Annotated in this window: 20 protein-coding genes; 13 read left to right on the top strand and 7 right to left on the bottom strand. The window is 52.0% G+C overall.

The window, feature by feature from the left end; all coding sequences use genetic code 11:
* The first annotated feature begins 242 nt into the window (after nucleotides 1-242).
* The 8 genes from yhfZ (at nucleotide 243) to FQ015_RS01685 (ending at nucleotide 7,652) form a co-directional block, all read left to right on the top strand.
* Nucleotides 243-1,148: a GntR family transcriptional regulator YhfZ gene (gene yhfZ, locus FQ015_RS01720; protein ID WP_039020606.1), complete on the top strand. Its 906-nt coding sequence runs from the start codon at nucleotides 243-245 to the stop codon at nucleotides 1,146-1,148.
* A 16-nt stretch (nucleotides 1,149-1,164) separates the two neighbouring features.
* Nucleotides 1,165-1,527 carry a hypothetical protein gene (locus FQ015_RS01715; protein ID WP_002432776.1) on the top strand — a complete coding sequence of 121 codons (363 nt, stop codon included), beginning with the start codon at nucleotides 1,165-1,167 and terminating at the stop codon, nucleotides 1,525-1,527.
* Nucleotides 1,528-1,610: 83 nt separating this feature from the next.
* Nucleotides 1,611-2,774, top strand: a complete 1,164-nt coding sequence (locus FQ015_RS01710) for a YhfX family PLP-dependent enzyme (protein WP_160523627.1) — start codon at nucleotides 1,611-1,613, stop codon at nucleotides 2,772-2,774.
* Nucleotides 2,774-4,000 (top strand): phosphopentomutase, encoded by a 1,227-nt coding sequence (locus FQ015_RS01705; RefSeq protein WP_160523626.1) that lies wholly within the window; start codon nucleotides 2,774-2,776, stop codon nucleotides 3,998-4,000. Before FQ015_RS01710 ends, FQ015_RS01705 begins: the two co-directional genes overlap by 1 nt.
* Complete coding sequence (locus tag FQ015_RS01700) at nucleotides 3,997-4,875, top strand: phosphotriesterase-related protein (RefSeq protein ID WP_105283472.1); 879 nt, start codon at nucleotides 3,997-3,999, stop codon at nucleotides 4,873-4,875. The genes FQ015_RS01705 and FQ015_RS01700 overlap by 4 nt, the downstream gene beginning before the upstream one ends.
* Nucleotides 4,876-4,885: 10 nt before the next feature.
* Nucleotides 4,886-5,239: a DUF2620 domain-containing protein gene (locus tag FQ015_RS01695; protein ID WP_000719728.1), complete on the top strand. Its 354-nt coding sequence runs from the start codon at nucleotides 4,886-4,888 to the stop codon at nucleotides 5,237-5,239.
* A gap of 11 nt (nucleotides 5,240-5,250) precedes the next feature.
* Complete coding sequence (locus FQ015_RS01690) at nucleotides 5,251-6,555, top strand: YhfT family protein (RefSeq protein ID WP_000366882.1); 1,305 nt, start codon at nucleotides 5,251-5,253, stop codon at nucleotides 6,553-6,555.
* A gap of 11 nt (nucleotides 6,556-6,566) precedes the next feature.
* Nucleotides 6,567-7,652: an aminotransferase class I/II-fold pyridoxal phosphate-dependent enzyme gene (locus tag FQ015_RS01685; RefSeq protein ID WP_160523625.1), complete on the top strand. Its 1,086-nt coding sequence runs from the start codon at nucleotides 6,567-6,569 to the stop codon at nucleotides 7,650-7,652.
* A gap of 104 nt (nucleotides 7,653-7,756) precedes the next feature.
* Here FQ015_RS01685 and FQ015_RS01680 read toward each other — a convergent pair whose 3' ends face one another.
* The 6 genes from FQ015_RS01680 to tsgA all read right to left on the bottom strand — a co-directional run bounded on the left by FQ015_RS01680 (nucleotide 7,757) and on the right by tsgA (nucleotide 14,805).
* Nucleotides 7,757-7,924, bottom strand: coding sequence for a YhfL family protein (locus FQ015_RS01680; protein ID WP_001031834.1), 168 nt, complete (start codon nucleotides 7,922-7,924; stop codon nucleotides 7,757-7,759).
* Nucleotides 7,925-8,170: 246 nt separating this feature from the next.
* Nucleotides 8,171-9,544 (bottom strand): siroheme synthase CysG, encoded by a 1,374-nt coding sequence (cysG, locus tag FQ015_RS01675; RefSeq protein WP_000349877.1) that lies wholly within the window; start codon nucleotides 9,542-9,544, stop codon nucleotides 8,171-8,173.
* Nucleotides 9,545-9,562: 18 nt separating this feature from the next.
* A complete protein-coding gene (nirC, locus tag FQ015_RS01670; RefSeq protein WP_105288292.1) occupies nucleotides 9,563-10,369 on the bottom strand; it encodes a nitrite transporter NirC in 807 nt (268 codons plus the stop codon).
* 126 nt (nucleotides 10,370-10,495) lie between these two features.
* Entirely contained in the window at nucleotides 10,496-10,822 is a 327-nt protein-coding gene (gene nirD, locus FQ015_RS01665) for a nitrite reductase small subunit NirD (protein ID WP_000084764.1), read from the bottom strand.
* Nucleotides 10,819-13,362 (bottom strand): NADPH-nitrite reductase large subunit, encoded by a 2,544-nt coding sequence (nirB, locus tag FQ015_RS01660; protein WP_160523624.1) that lies wholly within the window; start codon nucleotides 13,360-13,362, stop codon nucleotides 10,819-10,821. The genes nirD and nirB overlap by 4 nt, the downstream gene beginning before the upstream one ends.
* 261 nt (nucleotides 13,363-13,623) lie before the next feature.
* Entirely contained in the window at nucleotides 13,624-14,805 is a 1,182-nt protein-coding gene (gene tsgA, locus FQ015_RS01655; RefSeq protein ID WP_039020600.1) for an MFS transporter TsgA, read from the bottom strand.
* Between the two features lie 270 nt (nucleotides 14,806-15,075).
* Here tsgA and ppiA point away from each other — a divergent pair, with 270 nt between their 5' ends.
* The 5 genes from ppiA (at nucleotide 15,076) to argD (ending at nucleotide 18,413) form a co-directional block, all read left to right on the top strand.
* The gene (gene ppiA / locus FQ015_RS01650; protein ID WP_000477225.1) at nucleotides 15,076-15,648 is read left to right on the top strand and encodes a peptidylprolyl isomerase A; all 573 of its coding nucleotides are present in this window, start codon (nucleotides 15,076-15,078) and stop codon (nucleotides 15,646-15,648) included.
* 104 nt (nucleotides 15,649-15,752) lie between these two features.
* Nucleotides 15,753-15,920 carry a YhfG family protein gene (locus tag FQ015_RS01645; protein ID WP_000736860.1) on the top strand — a complete coding sequence of 56 codons (168 nt, stop codon included), beginning with the start codon at nucleotides 15,753-15,755 and terminating at the stop codon, nucleotides 15,918-15,920.
* Entirely contained in the window at nucleotides 15,910-16,512 is a 603-nt protein-coding gene (locus FQ015_RS01640) for a putative adenosine monophosphate-protein transferase Fic (protein WP_039020599.1), read from the top strand. The genes FQ015_RS01645 and FQ015_RS01640 overlap by 11 nt, the downstream gene beginning before the upstream one ends.
* A 31-nt stretch (nucleotides 16,513-16,543) precedes the next feature.
* On the top strand, nucleotides 16,544-17,107 hold the full coding sequence (gene pabA / locus FQ015_RS01635) for an aminodeoxychorismate synthase component 2 (RefSeq protein ID WP_160523623.1): 564 nt from the start codon (nucleotides 16,544-16,546) through the stop codon (nucleotides 17,105-17,107).
* 85 nt (nucleotides 17,108-17,192) lie between these two features.
* Complete coding sequence (argD, locus tag FQ015_RS01630; protein WP_039020598.1) at nucleotides 17,193-18,413, top strand: bifunctional acetylornithine/succinyldiaminopimelate transaminase; 1,221 nt, start codon at nucleotides 17,193-17,195, stop codon at nucleotides 18,411-18,413.
* Between the two features lie 77 nt (nucleotides 18,414-18,490).
* Here argD and FQ015_RS01625 read toward each other — a convergent pair whose 3' ends face one another.
* Nucleotides 18,491-20,581, bottom strand: coding sequence for a YccS/YhfK family putative transporter (locus tag FQ015_RS01625; protein WP_039020597.1), 2,091 nt, complete (start codon nucleotides 20,579-20,581; stop codon nucleotides 18,491-18,493).
* Nucleotides 20,582-20,623 lie beyond the last annotated feature (42 nt).

Below are 20,623 nucleotides of genomic sequence, written 5' to 3'. Positions count from 1 at the left end.
CCCCTTTGGGGAGAGGGTTAGGGTGAGGGGAGCAGGCAAGCGCCAGTGCGAATTACCCTCTGCTCGCATTGTCGAATAAATCAATTCGTCATCACTCTGAAACCGGGGAAACCCGGTTTTTTATCCTCCTATTTGCAATAATCCGAAAAAATGTGAAGCGCCTCGCCGTTTCCACATCTCGCTGTTGCGCCTTATCTTCGAATTCCTGAATATATAAATATTCAATTTAATGAAAATTTACTATGCGTCGAACGTTTATCAAAAAAGAAGGCGTCGTCATCACGACACTGGCCCGTTATTTGTTGGGTGAAAAATGCGGTAATCGACTGAAAACCATAGATGAACTGGCAACTGAATGCCATTCATCCGTTGGCCTGACGCAGGCCGCGTTGAAAACGCTGGAATCAAGCGGTGCGATACGAATTGAACGCCGCGGGCGCAATGGCAGTTATCTGGTGGAAATGGATAACAAAGCACTGCTGAGTCATGTGGATATCAACAACGTTGTGTGTGCCATGCCTTTGCCCTATACCCGCTTGTACGAAGGTTTAGCAAGCGGGCTGAAAGCCCAGTTTGATGGCATTCCTTTTTACTATGCGCATATGCGCGGCGCGGATATTCGCGTGGAGTGTCTGCTTAATGGCGTGTATGACATGGCGGTGGTTTCCCGACTGGCGGCGGAAAGTTATCTCACACAAAAAGGCTTATGCCTCGCGCTGGAGTTGGGGCCGCATACCTACGTTGGTGAGCATCAGTTGATTTGCCGTAAAGGGGAGTCTGCAAAGGTGAAACGCGTGGGGCTGGATAACCGTTCGGCGGATCAGAAAATTATGACCGATGTCTTTTTTGGCAGTAGCGATGTAGAACGTGTCGATCTCTCATATCACGAGAGTTTACAACGCATTGTTAAAGGCGATGTCGATGCGGTGATCTGGAACGTGGTAGCGGAGAGCGAACTGGCCATGCTGGGATTAGAAGCGATGCCACTGACGAACGATCCGCGATTTTTACAGGCTACTGAAGCCGTGATACTAACGCGTGCCGATGATTACCCAATGCAACAACTACTACGTACGGTTGTAGATAAACACGTCCTGCTTGCTCATCAACAGCGAGTAGTCAGTGGGGAACAGGAACCCAGTTATTAAACGAAAGGCATCTGAAATGGAAACCAGACTCAACCTGCTTTGTGAGGCAGGCGTTATTGATAAGGACATCTGCAAAGGCATGATGCAGGTCGTCAACGTACTGGAAACAGAGTGTCATCTACCGGTACGCAGCGAGCAAGGAATGATGGCGATGACACATATGGCGAGCGCACTGATGCGCAGTCGCCGTGGTGAAGAAATAGAGCCGCTGGATAACGAATTGCTGGCAGAGCTGGCGCAATCCAGCCACTGGTCAGCCATTTTACAATTGCATCAGGTGTTGTTGAAGGAATTCGCACTGGAAGTTAACCCGTGTGAAGAAGGCTATTTGCTGGCCAACCTTTATGGATTATGGATGGCTGCTAACGAAGAGGTTTGAGGCTCCCGACAAATCCATGTCGCACAACCTAAATATTCAAAAAAATGAATATTTAATTCAAGGAACAGAAACGAGGCAACAAGATGTTTGTAGAAGCATTGAAACGCCAGAACCCGGCACTGATTTCCGCCGCACTAAGATTGTGGCAACAGGGCAAGATCGCCCCGGACAGTTGGGTAATCGACGTGGATCAGATACTGGAAAACGGTAAGCGGCTGATTGAGACGGCGCGGCTTTACGGTATTGAACTGTATCTGATGACCAAACAGTTCGGTCGTAATCCGTGGCTGGCAGAAAAACTGCTGGCGCTGGGCTACAGCGGCATTGTGGCGGTGGATTACAAAGAGGCACGAATCATGCGCCGCGCCGGTTTGCCGGTGGCGCATCAGGGGCATCTGGTACAAATCCCTTGTCATCAGGTTTCTGAAGCTGTTGAACAGGGCACCGACGTCATCACCGTGTTTACCCTCGATAAAGCGCGGGAAGTTTCTGCGGCAGCGGTGACGGCCGGGCGGGTCCAGCCTGTGCTGCTCAAAGTTTATAGCGACGATGATTTTCTTTATCCGGGGCAGGAGAGCGGTTTTGCACAGCATTCGCTGCATGAGGTGGTTGCTGAAATCCAGAAACTACCGGGGTTACATTTAGCCGGATTAACCCATTTCCCTTGCCTGCTATGGGATGAGGCTGCCGGGAAAGTTTTGCCAACACCGAACCTCCAGACGCTGGTCAATGCTCGTAACCAACTTCTGACGTCTGGAGTTGTACTTGAGCAATTAAACGCGCCTTCAGCGACCAGCTGCACTTCGCTGCCATTACTGGCGGAATACGGTGTGACTCATGCCGAACCCGGCCATGCACTGACGGGGACGATTCCGGCAAACCAGCAGGGCGACCAGCCTGAACGTATCGCCATGCTTTGGTTAAGTGAAATTTCCCATCACTTCCGTGGCGACAGTTATTGCTATGGCGGTGGCTATTACCGTCGTGGTCACGCGCAACATGCGCTGGTGTTTACGCCAGAAAATCAAAAGATTACTGAAACCAATATCAAAACTGTGGATGACAGCAGTATCGACTACACCCTGCCGCTGGCAGGCGAGTATCCGGTGAGCAGTGCAGTGGTGCTCTGTTTTCGCACGCAGATTTTTGTCACCCGTAGCGATGTGGTGCTGGTGTCCGGTATTCACCGTGGCGAACCGGAAATCGTTGGTCGTTATGACAGTCTTGGAAGCTCTCTGGAGGCGTAATGGCGCGATTTGTGGTGTTAGTGATTGATAGCTTTGGCGTAGGGGCAATGAAAGATGTCACGTTGGTGCGTCCGCAGGATGCCGGGGCGAATACCTGTGGTCACATCCTGAGCCAGTTGCCGCATTTGCAGCTACCAACGCTGGAGAACATGGGGCTAATCAACGCATTAGGTTATGCGCCAGGCGATATGCAGCCGTCAGACTCCGCAACCTGGGGCGTGGCAGAGTTGCAACATGAAGGTGGCGACACCTTTATGGGGCATCAGGAAATTTTAGGCACGCGCCCGTTACCGCCGCTGCGGATGCCCTTTCGCGATGTGATTGACCGTGTTGAGCAGGCATTAGTCACCGCTGGCTGGTGGGTTGAGCGCCGTGGCGAAGAGTTGCAATTTCTGTGGGTCAATCAGGCGGTTGCCATTGGCGATAACCTCGAGGCGGATTTAGGCCAGGTCTATAACATCACCGCCAATCTCTCTGCGATCTCTTTTGACGACGCAATCAAAATTGGTCGTATCGTGCGTGAGCAGGTCCAGGTCGGTCGGGTCATTACATTTGGCGGCCTGTTAACCGACAGCCAGCGCATTCTCGATGCGGCTGAAAGTAAAGAAGGGCGCTTTATTGGCATAAATGCGCCGCGTTCTGGCGCTTATGACAATGGCTTCCAGGTCGTACATATGGGCTACGGCGTCGATGAAAAAGTGCAGGTGCCGCACCAACTGCATCAAGTGGGCGTACCGACGGTGCTGGTGGGTAAGGTGGCAGATATCGTCAGCAATCCTTATGGCGTGAGCTGGCAAAATCTGGTGGATAGCCAGCAGATTATGGATATCACCCTCGACGAATTTAACACGCATCCGACGGCGTTTATTTGCACCAATATCCAGGAAACCGACCTCGCTGGTCACGCAGAAGACGTCGCACGTTATGCCGAACGTTTGCAGGTCGTTGACCGTAACCTTGCCCGGCTTGTTGAGGCGATGCAGCCAGATGATTGCCTGGTCGTGATGGCGGATCACGGTAACGATCCGACCATTGGTCACAGCCACCATACCCGTGAAGTAGTGCCAGTGCTGGTTTATCAGCAAGGGCTGGTCCACACGCAACTCGGTGTGCGCACCACGCTTTCTGATGTGGGGGCTACCGTGTGTGAATTTTTCCGTGCGCCACCGCCACAAAATGGTCGCTCTTTTCTTTCCTCCCTCCGGTTTGCAGGAGACACCCTATGAGTTTTGATCCGACGGGCTTCACCCTCGCCCATGAGCATCTGCATATTGATCTCTCCGGCTTTAAAAACAACGTGGACTGCCGCCTTGATCAGTATGCGTTCATTTGCCAGGAGATGAACGACCTGATGGCACTGGGTGTGCGTAATGTGATTGAGATGACCAACCGTTACATGGGGCGCAATGCACAATTTATGCTCGATGTAATGCACGAGACGGGGATCAACGTGGTGGCCTGCACCGGTTATTACCAGGACGCGTTTTTCCCGCAACATGTGGCGACCCGCAGCGTGCAGGAACTGGCGCAGGAGATGGTCGATGAAATTGAACAGGGTATCGATGGCACGGAGCTGAAAGCCGGGATCATCGCGGAGATTGGCTCCAGCGAAGGAAAGATTACGCCGCTGGAAGAGAAAGTTTTTATTGCCGCCGCGCTGGCACATAACCAGACCGGACGCCCGATCTCCACGCATACGTCGTTCAGCACGATGGGGCTGGAGCAATTGGCTCTGTTGCAAGCCCACGGAGTTGATCTTTCGCGCGTCACCGTTGGTCACTGCGATCTGAAAGACAACCTCGACAACATTTTGAAGATGATCGATCTCGGCGCGTATGTACAGTTCGACACCATCGGCAAGAACAGTTACTACCCGGACGAAAAGCGCATTGCGATGCTTCATGCGCTACGCGACCGTGGGTTGCTTAACCGCGTCATGCTGTCGATGGATATTACGCGGCGCTCTCATTTAAAAGCCAACGGTGGTTATGGCTATGACTTTTTATTAACCACCTTTATTCCGCAATTGCGCCAGTCAGGATTCAGTCAGGCCGATGTGGATGTGATGTTACGTGAAAATCCCTCTCAATTTTTCCAATAAGGACAGACTCATGAAAAAGATTGGTGTTGCAGGCTTACAGCGTGAGCAGATTAAAAAAACCATTGAAGCGACGGCTCCTGGCTGTTTTGAAGTTTTCATTCACAACGACATGGAAGCGGCGATGAAGGTGAAATCCGGGCAACTGGATTACTACATCGGCGCGTGTAATACCGGTGCGGGCGCGGCATTGTCGATTGCCATCGCGGTGATTGGCTATAACAAAAGTTGCACCATTGCCAAGCCGGGCATTAAAGCGAAAGACGAGCATATTGCCAAAATGATCGCCGAAGGGAAAGTGGCGTTTGGGCTTTCCGTTGAGCATGTCGAACACGCGATTCCGATGCTGATTAACCATCTGAAATAAAAGGCACGACTATGGATCTGTATATTCAGATTATCGTGGTGGCGTGCCTGACGGGTATGACATCGCTTCTGGCGCATCGCTCGGCAGCCGTTTTTCATGACGGTATCCGCCCGATCCTGCCGCAACTGATTGAAGGCTATATGAACCGTCGTGAGGCGGGGAGTATCGCTTTTGGTCTGAGCATTGGTTTTGTGGCCTCGGTGGGGATCTCTTTTACCCTGAAAACCGGGTTGCTCAACGCATGGTTACTCTTTCTTCCTACCGATATCCTCGGTGTCCTGGCGATAAACAGCCTGATGGCGTTTGGCCTTGGTGCACTCTGGGGCGTACTGATCCTCACCTGCCTGCTGCCGGTAAACCAGCTGCTGACCGCGCTACCGGTGGATGTATTAGGTAGTCTGGGGGAATTAAGCTCGCCAGTGGTTTCAGCTTTTGCACTGTTCCCGTTGGTGGCGATTTTCTACCAGTTTGGCTGGAAGCAAAGTCTGATCGCCGCCGTGGTAGTGTTGATGACCCGTGTGGTGGTAGTGCGCTATTTCCCGCATCTCAATCCGGAATCCATCGAAATCTTTATTGGCATGGTGATGCTGCTGGGGATCGCGATAACTCACGACCTGCGTCATCGTGATGAAAATGACATCGATGCCAGCGGTATGTCGGTGTTTGAAGAACGCACGTCGCGGATTATCAAAAACTTACCGTATATCGCCATCGTAGGGGCGCTGATTGCCGCCGTTGCCAGCATGAAGATTTTTGCTGGTAGTGAAGTGTCGATCTTCACCCTGGAGAAAGCATATTCCGCAGGCGTTACACCGGAGCAATCGCAAACGCTGATCAACCAGGCGGCGCTGGCGGAATTTATGCGCGGGCTGGGCTTTGTGCCGTTGATTGCCACCACCGCGTTAGCAACAGGTGTGTATGCCGTTGCGGGCTTTACCTTTGTTTATGCGGTGGGCTATCTCTCGCCGAATCCGATGGTTGCGGCGGTATTAGGCGCAGTGGTTATTTCGGCAGAAGTCCTGTTACTTCGTTCGATCGGCAAATGGCTGGGACGCTACCCATCGGTACGTAATGCGTCGGATAACATCCGTAACGCCATGAATATGCTGATGGAAGTGGCTCTGCTGGTCGGTTCTATTTTCGCAGCAATTAAGATGGCGGGCTATACCGGATTCTCCATCGCGGTTGCCATTTACTTCCTCAACGAATCCCTGGGCCGTCCGGTACAGAAAATGGCGGCACCGGTCGTAGCCGTAATGATCACCGGCATCCTGCTGAATGTTCTTTACTGGCTTGGTCTGTTCGTTCCGGCTTAAGGAAGGCACCTATGAAGACGTTTCCTTTGCAAAGCCTGACGCTTATTGAAGCGCAGCAAAAGCAGTTTGCGTTGGTGGATACGATTTGCCGCCATTTTCCCGGCGCGGAGTTTCTTACCCGCGGGGATTTAGGCTTAACGCCGGGCCTGAATCAACCGCGTATTACTCAGCGTGTGGAACAGGTGCTGGCTGACGCGTTTCATGCGCCAGCGGCGGCGCTGGTACAGGGCGCGGGTACTGGAGCGATTCGTGCGGCGTTGGCGGCTTTGCTCAAACCGGGGCAGCGTCTTCTGGTGCATGACGCGCCGGTTTACCCGACGACTCAGGTCATTATTGAGCAGATGGGGCTGACGCTTATTACTGCTGATTTCAACAACCTGTCGGCGCTTAAACAGGCCATTGAAGAGCAACAACCTGATGCCGCGCTGGTGCAGCATACGCGCCAACAGCCGCAGGACAGCTATGTGCTGGCAGATGTGCTGGCAACATTGCGTTCGGCTGGCGTTCCTGCGTTAACCGATGACAATTATGCGGTGATGAAGGTGGCGCGCATTGGCTGCGAATGCGGCGCGAATGTTTCGACATTCTCCTGTTTCAAGCTGTTTGGACCAGAGGGTGTTGGCGCAGTGGTAGGTGATGCCGATGTTATTAACCGGATCCGCGCCACGCTCTATTCCGGCGGCAGTCAGATCCAGGGCGCACAGGCGCTGGAAGTATTGCGTGGTCTGGTGTTTGCGCCAGTGATGCACGCGGTGCAGGCGGGGGTATCTGAACGGTTGCTGGCTTTACTTAACGGTGGCGCGGTGGCGGAAGTTAAAAGCGCCGTTATTGCCAATGCGCAGTCGAAGGTGTTGATTGTGGAGTTTCATCAACCGATTGCCGCCAGAGTGCTTGAAGAGGCGCAAAAGCGCGGCGCGTTGCCTTACCCGGTCGGCGCAGAGTCAAAATATGAAATCCCGCCGCTCTTTTATCGACTTTCCGGAACGTTTCGTCAGGCGAATCCGCAATTAGAACTTTGTGCAATTCGCATTAACCCGAATCGCAGCGGTGATGAGACGGTATTGCGGATTTTGCGCGAGAGTATTGCCAGCGTTTAATTCTGGGAACGATGTTTTCGCAGAGTATGGAGAAAAATACGCCCTCGGAAAATTCAGAGGGCGTTAGCTCATTAAATCGGTGTTAGCCGATTTCTGTCAGAGACTTACTGTGCAGTAGGACCGCAACCGCCAATGATTTTAGAAATAGAAATTGCCGGGTGCAGTAGGTAGTCGTAAGAGCAGTTCTTATCACGGTTTTCAATATGACCAGTACATGCAGTTAACGTAGCCAGTACCGCACCAACCAGTGCAACTTTAATAAATTTGTTCATTTACATTCCCTATGTATTATATATTAATTAATATTCATTTATTATATGAATATAAGCGGACTGCTCATAAAGAACGATACAGGAATATTTAATTGGCGTCAGTGAGTGAATGACTTAATTTTGTAAGTCGCTGTAACGGTGAATATAATCCATTAGCAAATGATATTTATTAAGAGGGTATGCTTTATTTGCTGAATATATAAAAAGAGTGATAAAGAGGGCCAGAATTATCTGGCCCGGGTAAAATTAATGGTTAGAGAACCAGTTCAATTTATCGCGCAGGCCAACGACCCGACCAATAATAATTAATGAGGGACTGTTCATTTGCTGCGCCAGCTCGCCCAGTTGCGTGAGCGTACCGTCAATCACGCGTTGCGTTACCGCCGTACCGTTTTCGACAATCGCCACCGGCATTTCGCAAGGCATTCCGTGTTCAATCAGTTTTTGCTGAATGGTCGCGGCCTGATTAAGCCCCATATAGAACACCAGCGTCTGTTTTTCGGCTGCCAGGTTTTCCCAGTCCAGCTCGCCACCGGTTTTTAAGTGTCCGGTAATTAAGCGTACGCTCTGAGCATAATCGCGATGCGTGAGCGGAATGCCCGAATAGGCAGAGCAACCAGACGCTGCGGTAATACCTGGAACCACCGAGAACGGAATGCCTGCATTGCACAGTGTTTCCAGCTCTTCGCCACCACGGCCAAAAATAAACGGATCGCCGCCTTTCAGCCGCACCACGCGTTTGCCTTTTTGCGCTTCCCGCAGCAGGATCTGGTTAATCTCTTCCTGCGGTACGCAGTGGTATCCCGCGCGTTTGCCGACGAAAACGCGATCAGCATCGCGGCGTACCAGATTCATAATATCGTCAGAAACCAGACGGTCGTAGACCACCACATCTGCCTGCTGAATTTGTTGCAGTCCTTTTAGTGTCAGCAGACCGGCATCGCCCGGACCTGCGCCAACCAGCACCACTTCACCGCGATGATCGAGCGGTTCATTGATTAACTGTTCGGTCGTTTCGGTAATGGCTTTCTGATCGTTGTTCGCCAGCGACTGCGCCAGGCGATCATTAACGAACAGTTTTTCCCAGAAACGGCGACGTTCACCCATCGTGGCGAACTGTCGTTTGACCCGACCGCGTAACTGCCCCGCATATTTTGCTACCTGGCCGAGATGCAGCGGCAGCAGTGATTCAAGTTTTTCGCGCAACAGTCGCGCCAGAACCGGAGAGGTGCCGCCAGAGGAGACCGCTACCATGAGCGGGGAGCGGTCAATAATCGACGGCATAATAAAGCTGGCGGCTTTCGGCGCATCGACCACGTTACAGAAGATACGACGAGATTCGGCGGCTTCGCTGACACGCTGATTAAGCGCGTCATCATCCGTCGCCGCAATTGCCAGCCAGCAGGTGTCGAGAAGGCTTTCATCAAATGGCCCTTCGACGAGGGTTAACATGCCTGCATCTGCCCATGCGGTGAACTGTGGAATAAACGCTAATGCATTCACCGTTAAGCGAGCACCTGCGTCTAACAGCAACCTTGCTTTGCGTTCCGCGACATCACCACCGCCGACAATCAAACAGTCGCGGTCGCGTAATTGGCAAAATATAGGCAAATGATCCACGTAAAAACCCCTTAATAATTAACCGGCAGCCGTTTCAGTTTGATTAAATTTGTCCGCAACCGGACGATTAGCTTTCGGCGTAGCATACCAATAACCCAATCCCATGAATACGGCACCCGATAAAGTATTACCCAGCGTCACCCACAGCAGGTTATGACCAATACCCGCCAGCGTGTAGGCTTCGCTGTGGTTGCCGAACCATGAGAGCGCGAACAGCGTCATGTTAGCGATGGAGTGCTCGTAACCGGACGCAATAAACGCCAGCAGACACCACCAGATTGCGATAAATTTCGCCGCGCCTTCAGTACGCAGTGCCATCCAGATTGCCAGACAAACCAGCCAGTTACACAATGCGCCTTTGAAGAACAGTACCATTGCCGGTGCGGTGGTTTTAGCCAGCGCGACGGAGTGAACAATACTGGTATCTATTGGCAAAAGGCTACCACCGCCCCAGCTATAAAGCATGGCAACAAAGACGGAACCGACCAGGTTACCCAGCCATGTTTGCGGCAGGATTGCCCACATTTGCCCGTGGCTAATGGTGCCCGCTTTCACCCCAAAGGTGAGGAACATGGTGTGCCCGGTGAACAGTTCAGAACCGGCGATAATCACCAGCGTTAAGGCGATACCAAAGGTCGCGCCCATCACCAGAGGACGTACGGACGGATCGAGCAAATTACCGAGCGTGAAAATCAGGATGATCCCCAGCCCCACATACGCGCCCGCCATCGCGGAGCTTACCCAGAAGCCGAGCGGGTTATTTGCCGACAGGCGTGCAATGCGCGCAGCGTTAGCCGCACACTTATTAATAGTGTCTGTAAACATTTGATTATCCTTTAAAAAATAAAAACAAAAAATAAAACAAAAAGTTTAAAAAATGTCCTGCAATATACTTAAGGTCATTACAGGACAATGCAAAAAGGGGAGGCATTGCGCCTCCCGTTAAAACAATTAACCGCGTAGCTGTACCACGCCGTCTTTCACTCGTGCCTCGTAATGCTTGACGGAAAACTGTTCATCTTCCATGCATAAACCGTCGCTTAAGCGAAAACGCTGTTTTTTCAGCGGACTGGCGACCCACAGCTCGCCCTGGTGTTCCGCAATCAGCCCGCGTGACAGCACGCTGGATTCGAAGAACGGATCGATGTTGCTGATCGCAAACACCTGGTCGCTGTGATACGGGCGGAAAATCGCTACCTGCTCGTCACCTAACAGCGCGCAGACGCCGGTTTCAGGCAGGATGTCATCAATTTTGCAGATGTCTTTCCACTGGCTCATGCGTTGTCCTCCACCAGAGTTACCGGGATACGTTCATACGGCGTTGCCGGACGGTGCTGTTCGCGCTCTGGCACCATCTGCACGTTCGGGTCACGCTTATCGCTGTTGATGAAGTGTTTGAAGCGAGTCTGCGCAGACGGTGTATTGACCGTTTCAGTCCACTCACACACTACCGCTTCACGCAGGCGCGCCATCTCTTCTTCCAGATGTGCGTTCAGCCCCAGTTTGTCGTCAATGATCACCGCTTTCAGGTAATCAATGCCGCCTTCGAGGTTTTCTAACCACGGTGCGGTACGCGTCAGTTTGTCGGCAGTACGGATGTAGAACATCATGAAGCGGTCAAGATATTTGATCAGCGTTTCGCGATCGATATCCGCTGCCAGCAGATCCGCATGACGCGGTTTCATGCCGCCGTTACCGCACACATACAGGTTCCAGCCTTTTTCAGTGGCGATAATACCCACATCTTTACCTTGCGCTTCTGAACATTCACGGGTACAGCCGGAGACACCGAACTTCATTTTGTGCGGCGTACGGATGCCTTTGTAGCGGTTTTCCAGTTCCACGCCGAGGCCGACGCTGTCGCCAACGCCGTAGCGGCACCAGGTGCTACCCACGCAGGTTTTCGCCATACGCAGTGCTTTCGCATAGGCATGACCGGTTTCGAAACCTGCTTCAATCAGCTGATGCCAGATCTCCGGCAGATCGTCTTTCTGTGCGCCAAACATCGCCAGACGCTGGGAGCCGGTGATTTTGGTGTAGAGATTAAATTCACGCGCGATACGACCCACTGCCATCAGTCCTTCTGGGGTGATTTCACCACCCGGAGAACGCGGGATCACCGAGTAGGTGCCGTCTTTCTGGATGTTAGCGAGGAAGTTGTCGTTAGAATCCTGTAGCGGAGTATGTTCCGGCTTCAGAATGTATTCGTTCCAGCAGGAGGCCAGCAGTGAACCGACGGTTGGTTTACAAACCTCACAACCGTAGCCTTTACCGTGTTTCGCCAGCAGTTCTTCGAAGGTTTTAATGCCTTCAACGCGGATCAAATGGAACAGTTCCTGACGTGAATAAGCAAAGTGTTCGCACAGGTTATTGTTAACTTCGATACCCTGTTTTGCCAGTTCCGCGTTCAGTACCTGAGTGACCAGCGGGATACAGCCACCGCAGCCAGTACCCGCTTTGGTTTCGGCTTTCAGCGCCGCAACGGTGTGGCAGCCTTTGTTGATGGCAGCAATCAGATCGCCTTTGGTGACGTCAAAGCAGGAGCAGATTTGCGCGCTGTCCGGCAGTTTATCAACACCGATAGACGGCTTGCCGCTACCTGAGTGCGCCGGCAGGATCAGGGAATCCGGGTTTTCCGGCAGTTCGATTGCGTTCAGCACCAGTTGCAGCAGGTTACCGTAGTCGCTGGTATCACCCACCAGTACTGCACCGAGCAGGGTTTTGTTGTCTTCGCTGACAATCAGGCGTTTGTAGATCTCTTTACTTTCGTCGAGGTAAACGTAGCTACGTGCGCCAGGCGTGCGACCGTGAGCATCGCCAATACCGCCTACGTCTACGCCCAGCAGTTTCAGCTTGGCGCTAAGGTCAGCACCTTCAAAGGCGTTTTCGCTACCGAGAATATGGTCAACGGCGACCTGCGCCATTTTGTAGCCAGGTGCTACCAGACCAAATACACGGTTGTTCCAGCTTGCGCATTCACCGATGGCGTAGATATCTGGATCGGAAGTCTGGCAGGAATCATTAATGACGATACCCCCACGAGGAGCAACGTCCAGACCACACTGGGTTGCCAGCTTATCGCGCGGACGGATACCGGTAGAGAAGACGATAAAGTCGACCTCCAGTTCGCTGCCGTCGGCAAAACGCATGGTTTTACGCGCTTCAACACCTTCCTGCACAATCTCAAGGGTGTTTTTGCTGGTGTGAACGCGCACGCCCATACTTTCGATTTTGCGACGCAATTGCTCGCCGCCCATCTGATCAAGCTGTTCCGCCATCAGCATAGGGGCAAATTCGATAACGTGGGTTTCAATGCCTAAGTTTTTCAGCGCGCCAGCGGCTTCCAGACCTAACAGGCCGCCGCCAACAACGGCACCGCGCTTACTGCGACGGGCGCAGGATTCAATGGCGTTGAGGTCTTCAATGGTGCGATAGACAAAGCAGTCCTGAGTATCAGAACCTTTGATTGGCGGGATCCACGGGTAGGAACCGGTCGCCATGATCAGCTTGTCATAAAAAACGGTACGTCCGGCGCTGGAGTGAATCACCTTCTCCTGACGGTTGATGGTGATAGCGCGTTCGCCGACCAGAACTTTAATACCGTGTTTTTCGTAAAAGCCTTCGCGCACCAGCGACAGCTCTTCGGCGGTGTGGTGAGAGAAGTAAGACGAGAGGTGTACGCGGTCATAAGCGATGCGCGGTTCTTCACAGAAAACGGTAATATCAAAGTTGGCCGCATCAGATTTATCAAGAAGATCTTCGATAAAGCGATGGCCGACCATACCGTTACCGATAATTGCGAGTCTGACTTTGCTCATTTTTGCCTCGATTTCTTTTCTATTACCGCCTACCTTAACGATTCAGCAACCCCGCTTATTGATGTAAATCAAATTCACCTTTATATACTCCTTAAGAGGTATATTGCTGATTTGTATAAATTTTCTTAAGTCACGGAATTGTCTGATATTTCATTCGTGTGCAAAAAATAGACAAAATGAAAGGGTTTATAGAAATAGACGTACGTAGCGGGGTAAGTGAGGAAAAGGCCGGACGACGATAGCGCCGCCCGGCATGAGCAATTAATGAGAGGTCAGGGTGTTATGCTGACGGTGACGGCTGACGAAACCTAACAGGAAGCACATCACAAAGACGACAGCGTACAGACCGTTTGCCGTCAGCAGCGCCGCCTTTGGACCGCTATGTTCAACAATCGGGCCGGTAACGACAAAGGTCAGCATGGTACCGATGGTCCCGCAGGTCAGGACAAAGTTAACCAGTTTTGGTGACGGTACTTTGGTTTGCTGTGAACCCAGGGTGATGATGGTGGTATAGATCGCGCTGGAGAAGAAGCCCAGGGCGAGAATTGACCACGCCATATGTGCCGGTGTTCCGGTGTTAAAGACGTACATCAGAATCGCAGCCAGACCAGCCAGTACGGTCAGGATACGTTGCAAATCAAAGAAGCGAAGAATAAAGCTGAACGCCCACATGCCGACCATATATGACATCCAGAAGTTACTCACCAGCGTGCCAGCGTCGTTCAGGCTCATGCCCAGGCCTTTGGCATACTCCGGCACCCAGGAGATAAAACCTAACTGACCGAGGATGTAGCACAGCGCTGCAATTGAGAGAAACAGTACGCCGATGCCCCATTTTTCTTTCGCTACCGGAGCGTCCGTTTTTGGCGCATGTTTGCCCAGTGCCGGAAACTCACAGCCGAAGGTCAGAATAAAAATAGCGACGTAAACCAGCCCGATGCAGGCATAAACCCAGTACCACTCAATGCTGCGCGCCAGCAGAAACGCGGCGATCATTGGGAAAATCATCCCTGCCATACTGAAGAAGGAGTCGGTAAATAACAGGCGAGAACCGCGCTGACGCCCTTCATACATTTGTGTTATCAGGAATGTACCAATCGACATAGTGATACCGCTGACCACCCCGAGAATGAACATCGCTGCCGAGAAAAGCGCCAGGCTGTGGCTAAACATCAAACCAGCAACCGCCAGCATCATCAGGAGAAAGCCAAAACGTAACTGCGTTTTTAACGGGACGATTTCCATCAGCCAGGCATTGAGGAAGATAGAGATTAAAATGCCAGCATTGAGGAAGGTGAAGGTGTTACTCATACTGGAAACAGGCAGATTGAAATAATCGGCGATATTTCCCATCACCATCCCGGTGACAATAACCAACGCACCCGTCAGTGCGTAGGAGAGAAAGCTAATCCATGTGAGCTTGATGCGATTGCTGTTAGTCATGATTGGCCTGCGTTCAAAAATAAAATGGCATAGCGGGATATGCCGCGAGCGGGCGATTTTAGGTGATTTTGTGATCTGTTTAAATATTTTATTGCAATCGGTTGCTAAATTGCATTTTAAGAGGTGATTTTGATCACGGAATAAAAAGTGATCGTCAGGTTACATATATTTCAGATACGTAAAATTAGGTAAAGGGATGGCCTTGTTCTTGAAGGCTATTTAGAATCTCTTCACTTGCTTTTTTTCTGCTCTGTTTGTTAAGGAAATCTCATGTTCAAATCGACCCTGGCGGCGATGGCTGCTGTTTTCGCTCTTTCTGCTCTTTCTCCCGCAGCAATGGCAGCGAAAGGGGACCCGCACGTATTGTTGACAACCTCAGCTGGTAACATCGAACTGGAGCTGGATAAACAAAAAGCGCCAGTATCTGTGCAAAACTTTGTCGATTATGTGAACAGCGGTTTTTATAACAACACAACCTTTCACCGCGTCATTCCTGGCTTTATGATTCAGGGCGGCGGTTTCACCGAGCAGATGCAGCAGAAAAAACCAAACCCGCCAATCAAAAATGAAGCCGATAACGGCCTGCGCAACACGCGTGGCACCATCGCGATGGCGCGTACCGCTGACAAAGACAGCGCCACCAGCCAGTTCTTTATCAACGTTGCCGATAACGCCTTCCTTGACCATGGTCAGCGTGATTTCGGTTACGCGGTATTTGGTAAAGTGGTGAAAGGCATGGACGTTGCCGATAAGATTTCCCAGGTGCCGACTCATGATGTTGGTCCGTACCAGAATGTGCCGTCAAAACCGGTAGTTATCCTTTCCGCTAAAGTCCTGCCGTAATGATTTCTCGCGCGGGCAATCTTGCCCGCGCTTCTGCTCTCCCGGCGTAACCCGGATTTGCCGCTTATACTTGTGGCAAATGGACACGTTCAGGGAGGCATCAAGTGAAGAAACTCACCGATAAGCAAAAGTCCCGTCTCTGGGAGCTTCAGCGTAATCGTAATTTCCAGGCCAGTCGCCGTCTTGAAGGCGTCGAGATGCCTTTAGTTACTCTTACTGCCGCAGAGGCTTTAGCGCGCCTTGAAGAGCTGAGGAGGCACTATGAGCGATAAATTCGGCGAAGGGCGCGATCCGTATCTTTATCCTGGCCTTGATATCATGCGTAACCGGCTGAACATCCGCCAGCAACAGCGGCTGGAACAGGCCGCTTACGAAATGACGGCGCTGCGTGCTGCGACCATTGAGCTTGGTCCGCTGGTGCGCGGTTTACCGCATTTGCGCACTATCCATCGCCAGCTGTATCAGGATATTTTCGACTGGGCGGGGCAACTGCGTGAAGTTGATATTTATCAGGGTGATACGCCGTTCTGCCACTTTGCTTATATCGAAAAAGAGGGCAATGCCCTGATGCAGGATCTGGAGGAAGAAGGGTATCTGGTTGGCCTGGAGAAAGCGAAGTTCGTCGAGCGGCTGGCACACTACTATTGTGAAATTAACGTCCTGCATCCCTTCCGTGCGGGAAGTGGTCTGGCACAGCGTATCTTCTTCGAGCAACTGGCGATTCATGCTGGTTATCAACTGAGCTGGCAGGGTATCGAAAAAGAGGCCTGGAATCAGGCAAATCAGAGTGGGGCAATGGGGGATCTCACTGCGCTGCAGACGATATTTAGCAAAGTGGTAAGCGAAGCCGGGGAATCTGAGTAAAATAGCGCGGTTCTTTCGTACCGGAGCCGCCATGATCCTGCTTATTGATAACTACGATTCTTTCACCTGGAACCTCTACCAGTACTTTTGTGAACTGGGGGCCGACGTGTTGGTTAAGCGCAACGATGCGTTAACGTTGGCGGATATCGACACACTCAAACCGCAGAAAATTGTTATCTCACCTGGACCCTGTACGCCGGACGATGCAGGGATCTCCCTTGACGTTATTCGCCACTACGCCGGCAGTTTGCCGATTCTTGGCGTCTGCCTCGGTCATCAGGCAATGGCGCAGGCTTTTGGTGGCAAAGTTGTGCGCGCCGAAAAGGTGATGCACGGCAAAACCTCGCCGATCACACATAACGGTGAGGGCGTATTTAAGGGGCTGGCAAATCCACTCACCGTGACACGCTACCATTCGCTGGTGGTGGAGCCTGACTCATTACCGGAGTGCTTTGAAGTGACGGCCTGGAGCGAAACCCGCGAGATTATGGGGATTCGTCATCGCCAGTGGGATCTGGAAGGCGTGCAGTTCCATCCAGAAAGTATTCTCAGCGAACAAGGGCATCAACTGCTGGCTAATTTCCTGGAGCGCTGATTTCTGATTGCCATTTAGTGATTTTTTATGCATATTTTATGATTATAATTTCACATTGGTTTATGCGTAACAGGGTGATCATGAGATGGCAACTGAACAAACAGCAATTACACGCGCGACTTTCGATGAAGTGATCCTGCCGATTTATGCTCCGGCAGAGTTTATTCCGGTAAAAGGTCTGGGCAGCCGAATCTGGGATCAACAGGGCAAGGAGTATGTCGATTTCGCGGGTGGCATTGCAGTTACGGCGTTGGGCCATTGCCATCCTGCGCTGGTGAACGCGTTAAAAACCCAGGGCGAAACTCTGTGGCATATCAGTAACGTTTTTACCAATGAACCGGCGCTGCGTCTTGGTCGTAAACTGATTGAGGCAACGTTTGCCGAACGCGTGGTGTTTATGAACTCCGGCACGGAAGCTAACGAAACTGCCTTTAAACTGGCACGCCATTACGCCTGTGTGCGTCATAGCCCGTTCAAAACCAAAATTATTGCCTTCCATAACGCTTTTCATGGTCGTTCGCTGTTTACCGTCTCGGTGGGCGGGCAGCCAAAATATTCCGACGGCTTTGGGCCAAAACCGGCAGACATCATCCACGTTCCCTTTAATGATCTCCACGCAGTGAAAGCGGTGATGGATGATCACACCTGCGCGGTGGTGGTTGAGCCGATTCAGGGCGAGGGCGGCGTGACGGCAGCGACGCCAGAGTTTTTGCAGGGCTTGCGCGAGCTGTGCGATCAACATCAGGCATTATTGGTGTTTGATGAAGTGCAGTGCGGGATGGGGCGGACCGGCGATCTGTTTGCTTACATGCATTTCGGCGTGACGCCGGATATTCTGACCTCCGCCAAAGCGTTAGGCGGCGGCTTCCCGATTAGCGCCATGCTGACTACGGCGGAGATTGCTTCTGCGTTTCATCCTGGTTCTCACGGTTCCACCTACGGCGGTAATCCACTGGCCTGTGCAGTAGCTGGCGCGGCGTTTGATATCATCAATACCCCTGAAGTGCTGGAAGGCATTCACGCGAAACGCCAGCGTTTTGTGGACCATTTGCAGAAGATCGATCAGCAGTACGATGTGTTTAGCGATATTCGCGGTATGGGGCTGTTGATTGGCGCAGAGCTGAAACCACAGTACAAAGGTCGGGCGCGTGATTTCCTGTATGCGGGTGCCGAGGAAGGCGTAATGGTGCTGAATGCCGGGCCTGATGTGATGCGTTTTGCGCCGTCGCTGGTGGTGGAAGATGCGGATATCGATGAAGGGATGCATCGTTTCGCCCACGCGGTGGCGAAGGTGATTGGGGCGTAAATAAGACGCGTCAGCGTCGCATCAGGCAAAAGATATCGGATGCGGCGTGAACGCCTTATCCGATGGTTTAGCCTGTATTACGCCTTCGAATCCCGCAACTTGCGACTCAGCCAAATCCCATGATGCGGTCGCTGCCGCCATGCCATCGACGAAATGGTGTGCATGGTGTTCAGATGACCAATAACCCGTTGTAAATGCTGCTCCAGCGTACCTGCCGCACCTTCGTGCGGCTGCATCTCCGGCGCATCCATGATATTGGCATCGCCAGAACTCCCCGGTTCGTCATACTCCAGTCGCTGCTGACAACGCTGAATGGCGATTTCACAAGACTGTAAATACTCTTGTGCCAGTTCAGGTGGCAATGCCCGGTGTTCCCGCGCCAGCGTGGTCATAGCATTAATATGCTCAACAATAAATTGGCTGTGTGTTACCCACAGTTTCATATCTGCCAGATAATGGCTGTTGAACGCCGGTTCCTGCATCGCCTGATTCAATGAGTTATACAGAGTGTTATGCGCTTGATTTACCCGCATTCGCTGCCAGGCCAGTGGCGTAGGTTGCGGATCCTCGCTCAGAATCAAACGAATCGCTTCCTGATAGGCTTCTAAAGCGTCATGGGCGTTTTTACGCAATAACCCGCTCTGCCACTGCGGCCACAGCCAGACAGTTCCGCCGAAAGCAATCAAACAACCAATAATGGTGTCGATAAGACGCGGAAGAATGTACTGCTCACCGTTCAGCCACAACAGTTGCAGGGTATATACTGCGGTAATGGTAAAACCGACCGTCGCCCAGCCGTAGTTTTTGCGCAATATCAGGTAGCTGGCGAGGGTGGTAATCAGCATCAACGTCAGGGTATAACCTTCGGGAATTTTAAAGTGCAGGGCAACGCCCGCAATGATTAACCCGACCACGGTTCCCACAGAACGATTCACAATTCGCAGGCGAGTCGCGCCGTAACCATTTTGCGTCACCAGCAATACCGTCATCAGGATCCAGTACGACTTCGGCAGATGCAGCGCGGTACCCATCAGGCTGGCAACACTTAACATCACACTCAGTCGTCCAGCATTGCGTAGCGCCGGAGATTTCAGTGACAGATAACTTTTTAGCGCCGGCAGTAACGGCATTCGCCGCTGTTTATCGGCCAGTAAATCACGGGCATAGAGCGGTTTTTGGGTGCGTAGTACACGAGCGATGCGGCTGAAGTGCCAATAGCAGAATTGCCCAACCGGATTATCCGGATGCTGGCGGGCGATTTTTTCCAGCGCGCCAATTTGTTTTTCCATTGTAAAGCGCGTCGGCAGGCGATGGTAAAGAATGTCATCAGCCAGCACGCGCAGGCGAGTGGCGACAGTTTGCGCATTCCAGCGGATAACTTCTTCCGCATGGCTACGCTCGACCAGCTTTTGCACCTCTTCCGGCTGATGCAAGCTGACCGAAATATGTTCCTGTAAATCCAGCGCCTCCTGGAAAATACGCAGCATCCGCTTGTAGTCAGTATTATTTTGCGCGGAAAGCATATGCATTTGCTGATAGCACTGAGTAATTAAATCGACCGCTTTTTGCTGGCGCACCAGCAGCGGCGGCAATGCTTTTTCAGGATCGGTGTGCTGGGTAAGCAGGCTGTATTTGGTTTCGCAATAATCCGCCAGTTCACGGTACAGCAAGCTTAGTGACTCGCGTAGCGGTTGTTCGCGCCAGATCCAGAACCAAAACCAGTTAAACAATCCGTACCAGAGAGTGCCCAGCGCATAGATGAGCAACGGTTCCCAGACCGGCATGTATCCCGCCAGACTGAGGGTAAAAATGGCGGCGAGCAGCGATGCGGGAAGCAATTTTGCGTGCAATGGCCCCAGCTCAGCAGTGACACCAAGCACCAGCGTTAATCCGGTCAGCAAAAAGGGCAGGGGAACATCTTTTGCCAGTAGTAGCTGTGTCAGCAAGCTACAGGTGGCAAACAGTGACGCACCAATGATTAAGCGTTTGAAAAAACGTTTATGAGGCGTATCAAGGCCCGCAATATTGCAACAGGCTGGAACGAGGGAGAAGAGCAGACCGAATCGTAATTCGCCAAGCATTAACCCAACGGCCACGGGCAAACATAGCACCAGCGTTTGTCGTAGTGCATAGTTGATATCGGGGTGATAAATCAGTCTGCGCCACATCGGGGGAAACAAAATGGCGCGCTACTCAGTAACGCGCCACTC

The organism is Escherichia sp. HH26CH (genome assembly GCF_009820205.1).
Classification (GTDB): Bacteria; Pseudomonadota; Gammaproteobacteria; order Enterobacterales; family Enterobacteriaceae; genus Escherichia; species Escherichia coli_F.
The sequence above is the reverse complement of the archived record's forward strand: the minus strand, read 5'-3'. Positions and strand labels throughout refer to the sequence as shown.

Excerpts from the sequence above, each read along its gene's own strand:
- yhfZ (WP_039020606.1), top strand. The coding sequence starts at position 243 with ATGCGTCGAACGTTTATCAAAAAAGAAGGCGTCGTCATCACGACACTG.
- FQ015_RS01715 (WP_002432776.1), top strand. The coding sequence starts at position 1,165 with ATGGAAACCAGACTCAACCTGCTTTGTGAGGCAGGCGTTATTGATAAG.
- FQ015_RS01710 (WP_160523627.1), top strand. The coding sequence starts at position 1,611 with ATGTTTGTAGAAGCATTGAAACGCCAGAACCCGGCACTGATTTCCGCC.
- FQ015_RS01705 (WP_160523626.1), top strand. The coding sequence starts at position 2,774 with ATGGCGCGATTTGTGGTGTTAGTGATTGATAGCTTTGGCGTAGGGGCA.
- FQ015_RS01700 (WP_105283472.1), top strand. The coding sequence starts at position 3,997 with ATGAGTTTTGATCCGACGGGCTTCACCCTCGCCCATGAGCATCTGCAT.
- FQ015_RS01695 (WP_000719728.1), top strand. The coding sequence starts at position 4,886 with ATGAAAAAGATTGGTGTTGCAGGCTTACAGCGTGAGCAGATTAAAAAA.
- FQ015_RS01690 (WP_000366882.1), top strand. The coding sequence starts at position 5,251 with ATGGATCTGTATATTCAGATTATCGTGGTGGCGTGCCTGACGGGTATG.
- FQ015_RS01685 (WP_160523625.1), top strand. The coding sequence starts at position 6,567 with ATGAAGACGTTTCCTTTGCAAAGCCTGACGCTTATTGAAGCGCAGCAA.
- FQ015_RS01680 (WP_001031834.1), bottom strand. The coding sequence starts at position 7,924 with ATGAACAAATTTATTAAAGTTGCACTGGTTGGTGCGGTACTGGCTACG.
- nirC (WP_105288292.1), bottom strand. The coding sequence starts at position 10,369 with ATGTTTACAGACACTATTAATAAGTGTGCGGCTAACGCTGCGCGCATT.
- nirD (WP_000084764.1), bottom strand. The coding sequence starts at position 10,822 with ATGAGCCAGTGGAAAGACATCTGCAAAATTGATGACATCCTGCCTGAA.
- nirB (WP_160523624.1), bottom strand. The coding sequence starts at position 13,362 with ATGAGCAAAGTCAGACTCGCAATTATCGGTAACGGTATGGTCGGCCAT.
- tsgA (WP_039020600.1), bottom strand. The coding sequence starts at position 14,805 with ATGACTAACAGCAATCGCATCAAGCTCACATGGATTAGCTTTCTCTCC.
- ppiA (WP_000477225.1), top strand. The coding sequence starts at position 15,076 with ATGTTCAAATCGACCCTGGCGGCGATGGCTGCTGTTTTCGCTCTTTCT.
- FQ015_RS01640 (WP_039020599.1), top strand. The coding sequence starts at position 15,910 with ATGAGCGATAAATTCGGCGAAGGGCGCGATCCGTATCTTTATCCTGGC.
- pabA (WP_160523623.1), top strand. The coding sequence starts at position 16,544 with ATGATCCTGCTTATTGATAACTACGATTCTTTCACCTGGAACCTCTAC.
- argD (WP_039020598.1), top strand. The coding sequence starts at position 17,193 with ATGGCAACTGAACAAACAGCAATTACACGCGCGACTTTCGATGAAGTG.
- FQ015_RS01625 (WP_039020597.1), bottom strand. The coding sequence starts at position 20,581 with ATGTGGCGCAGACTGATTTATCACCCCGATATCAACTATGCACTACGA.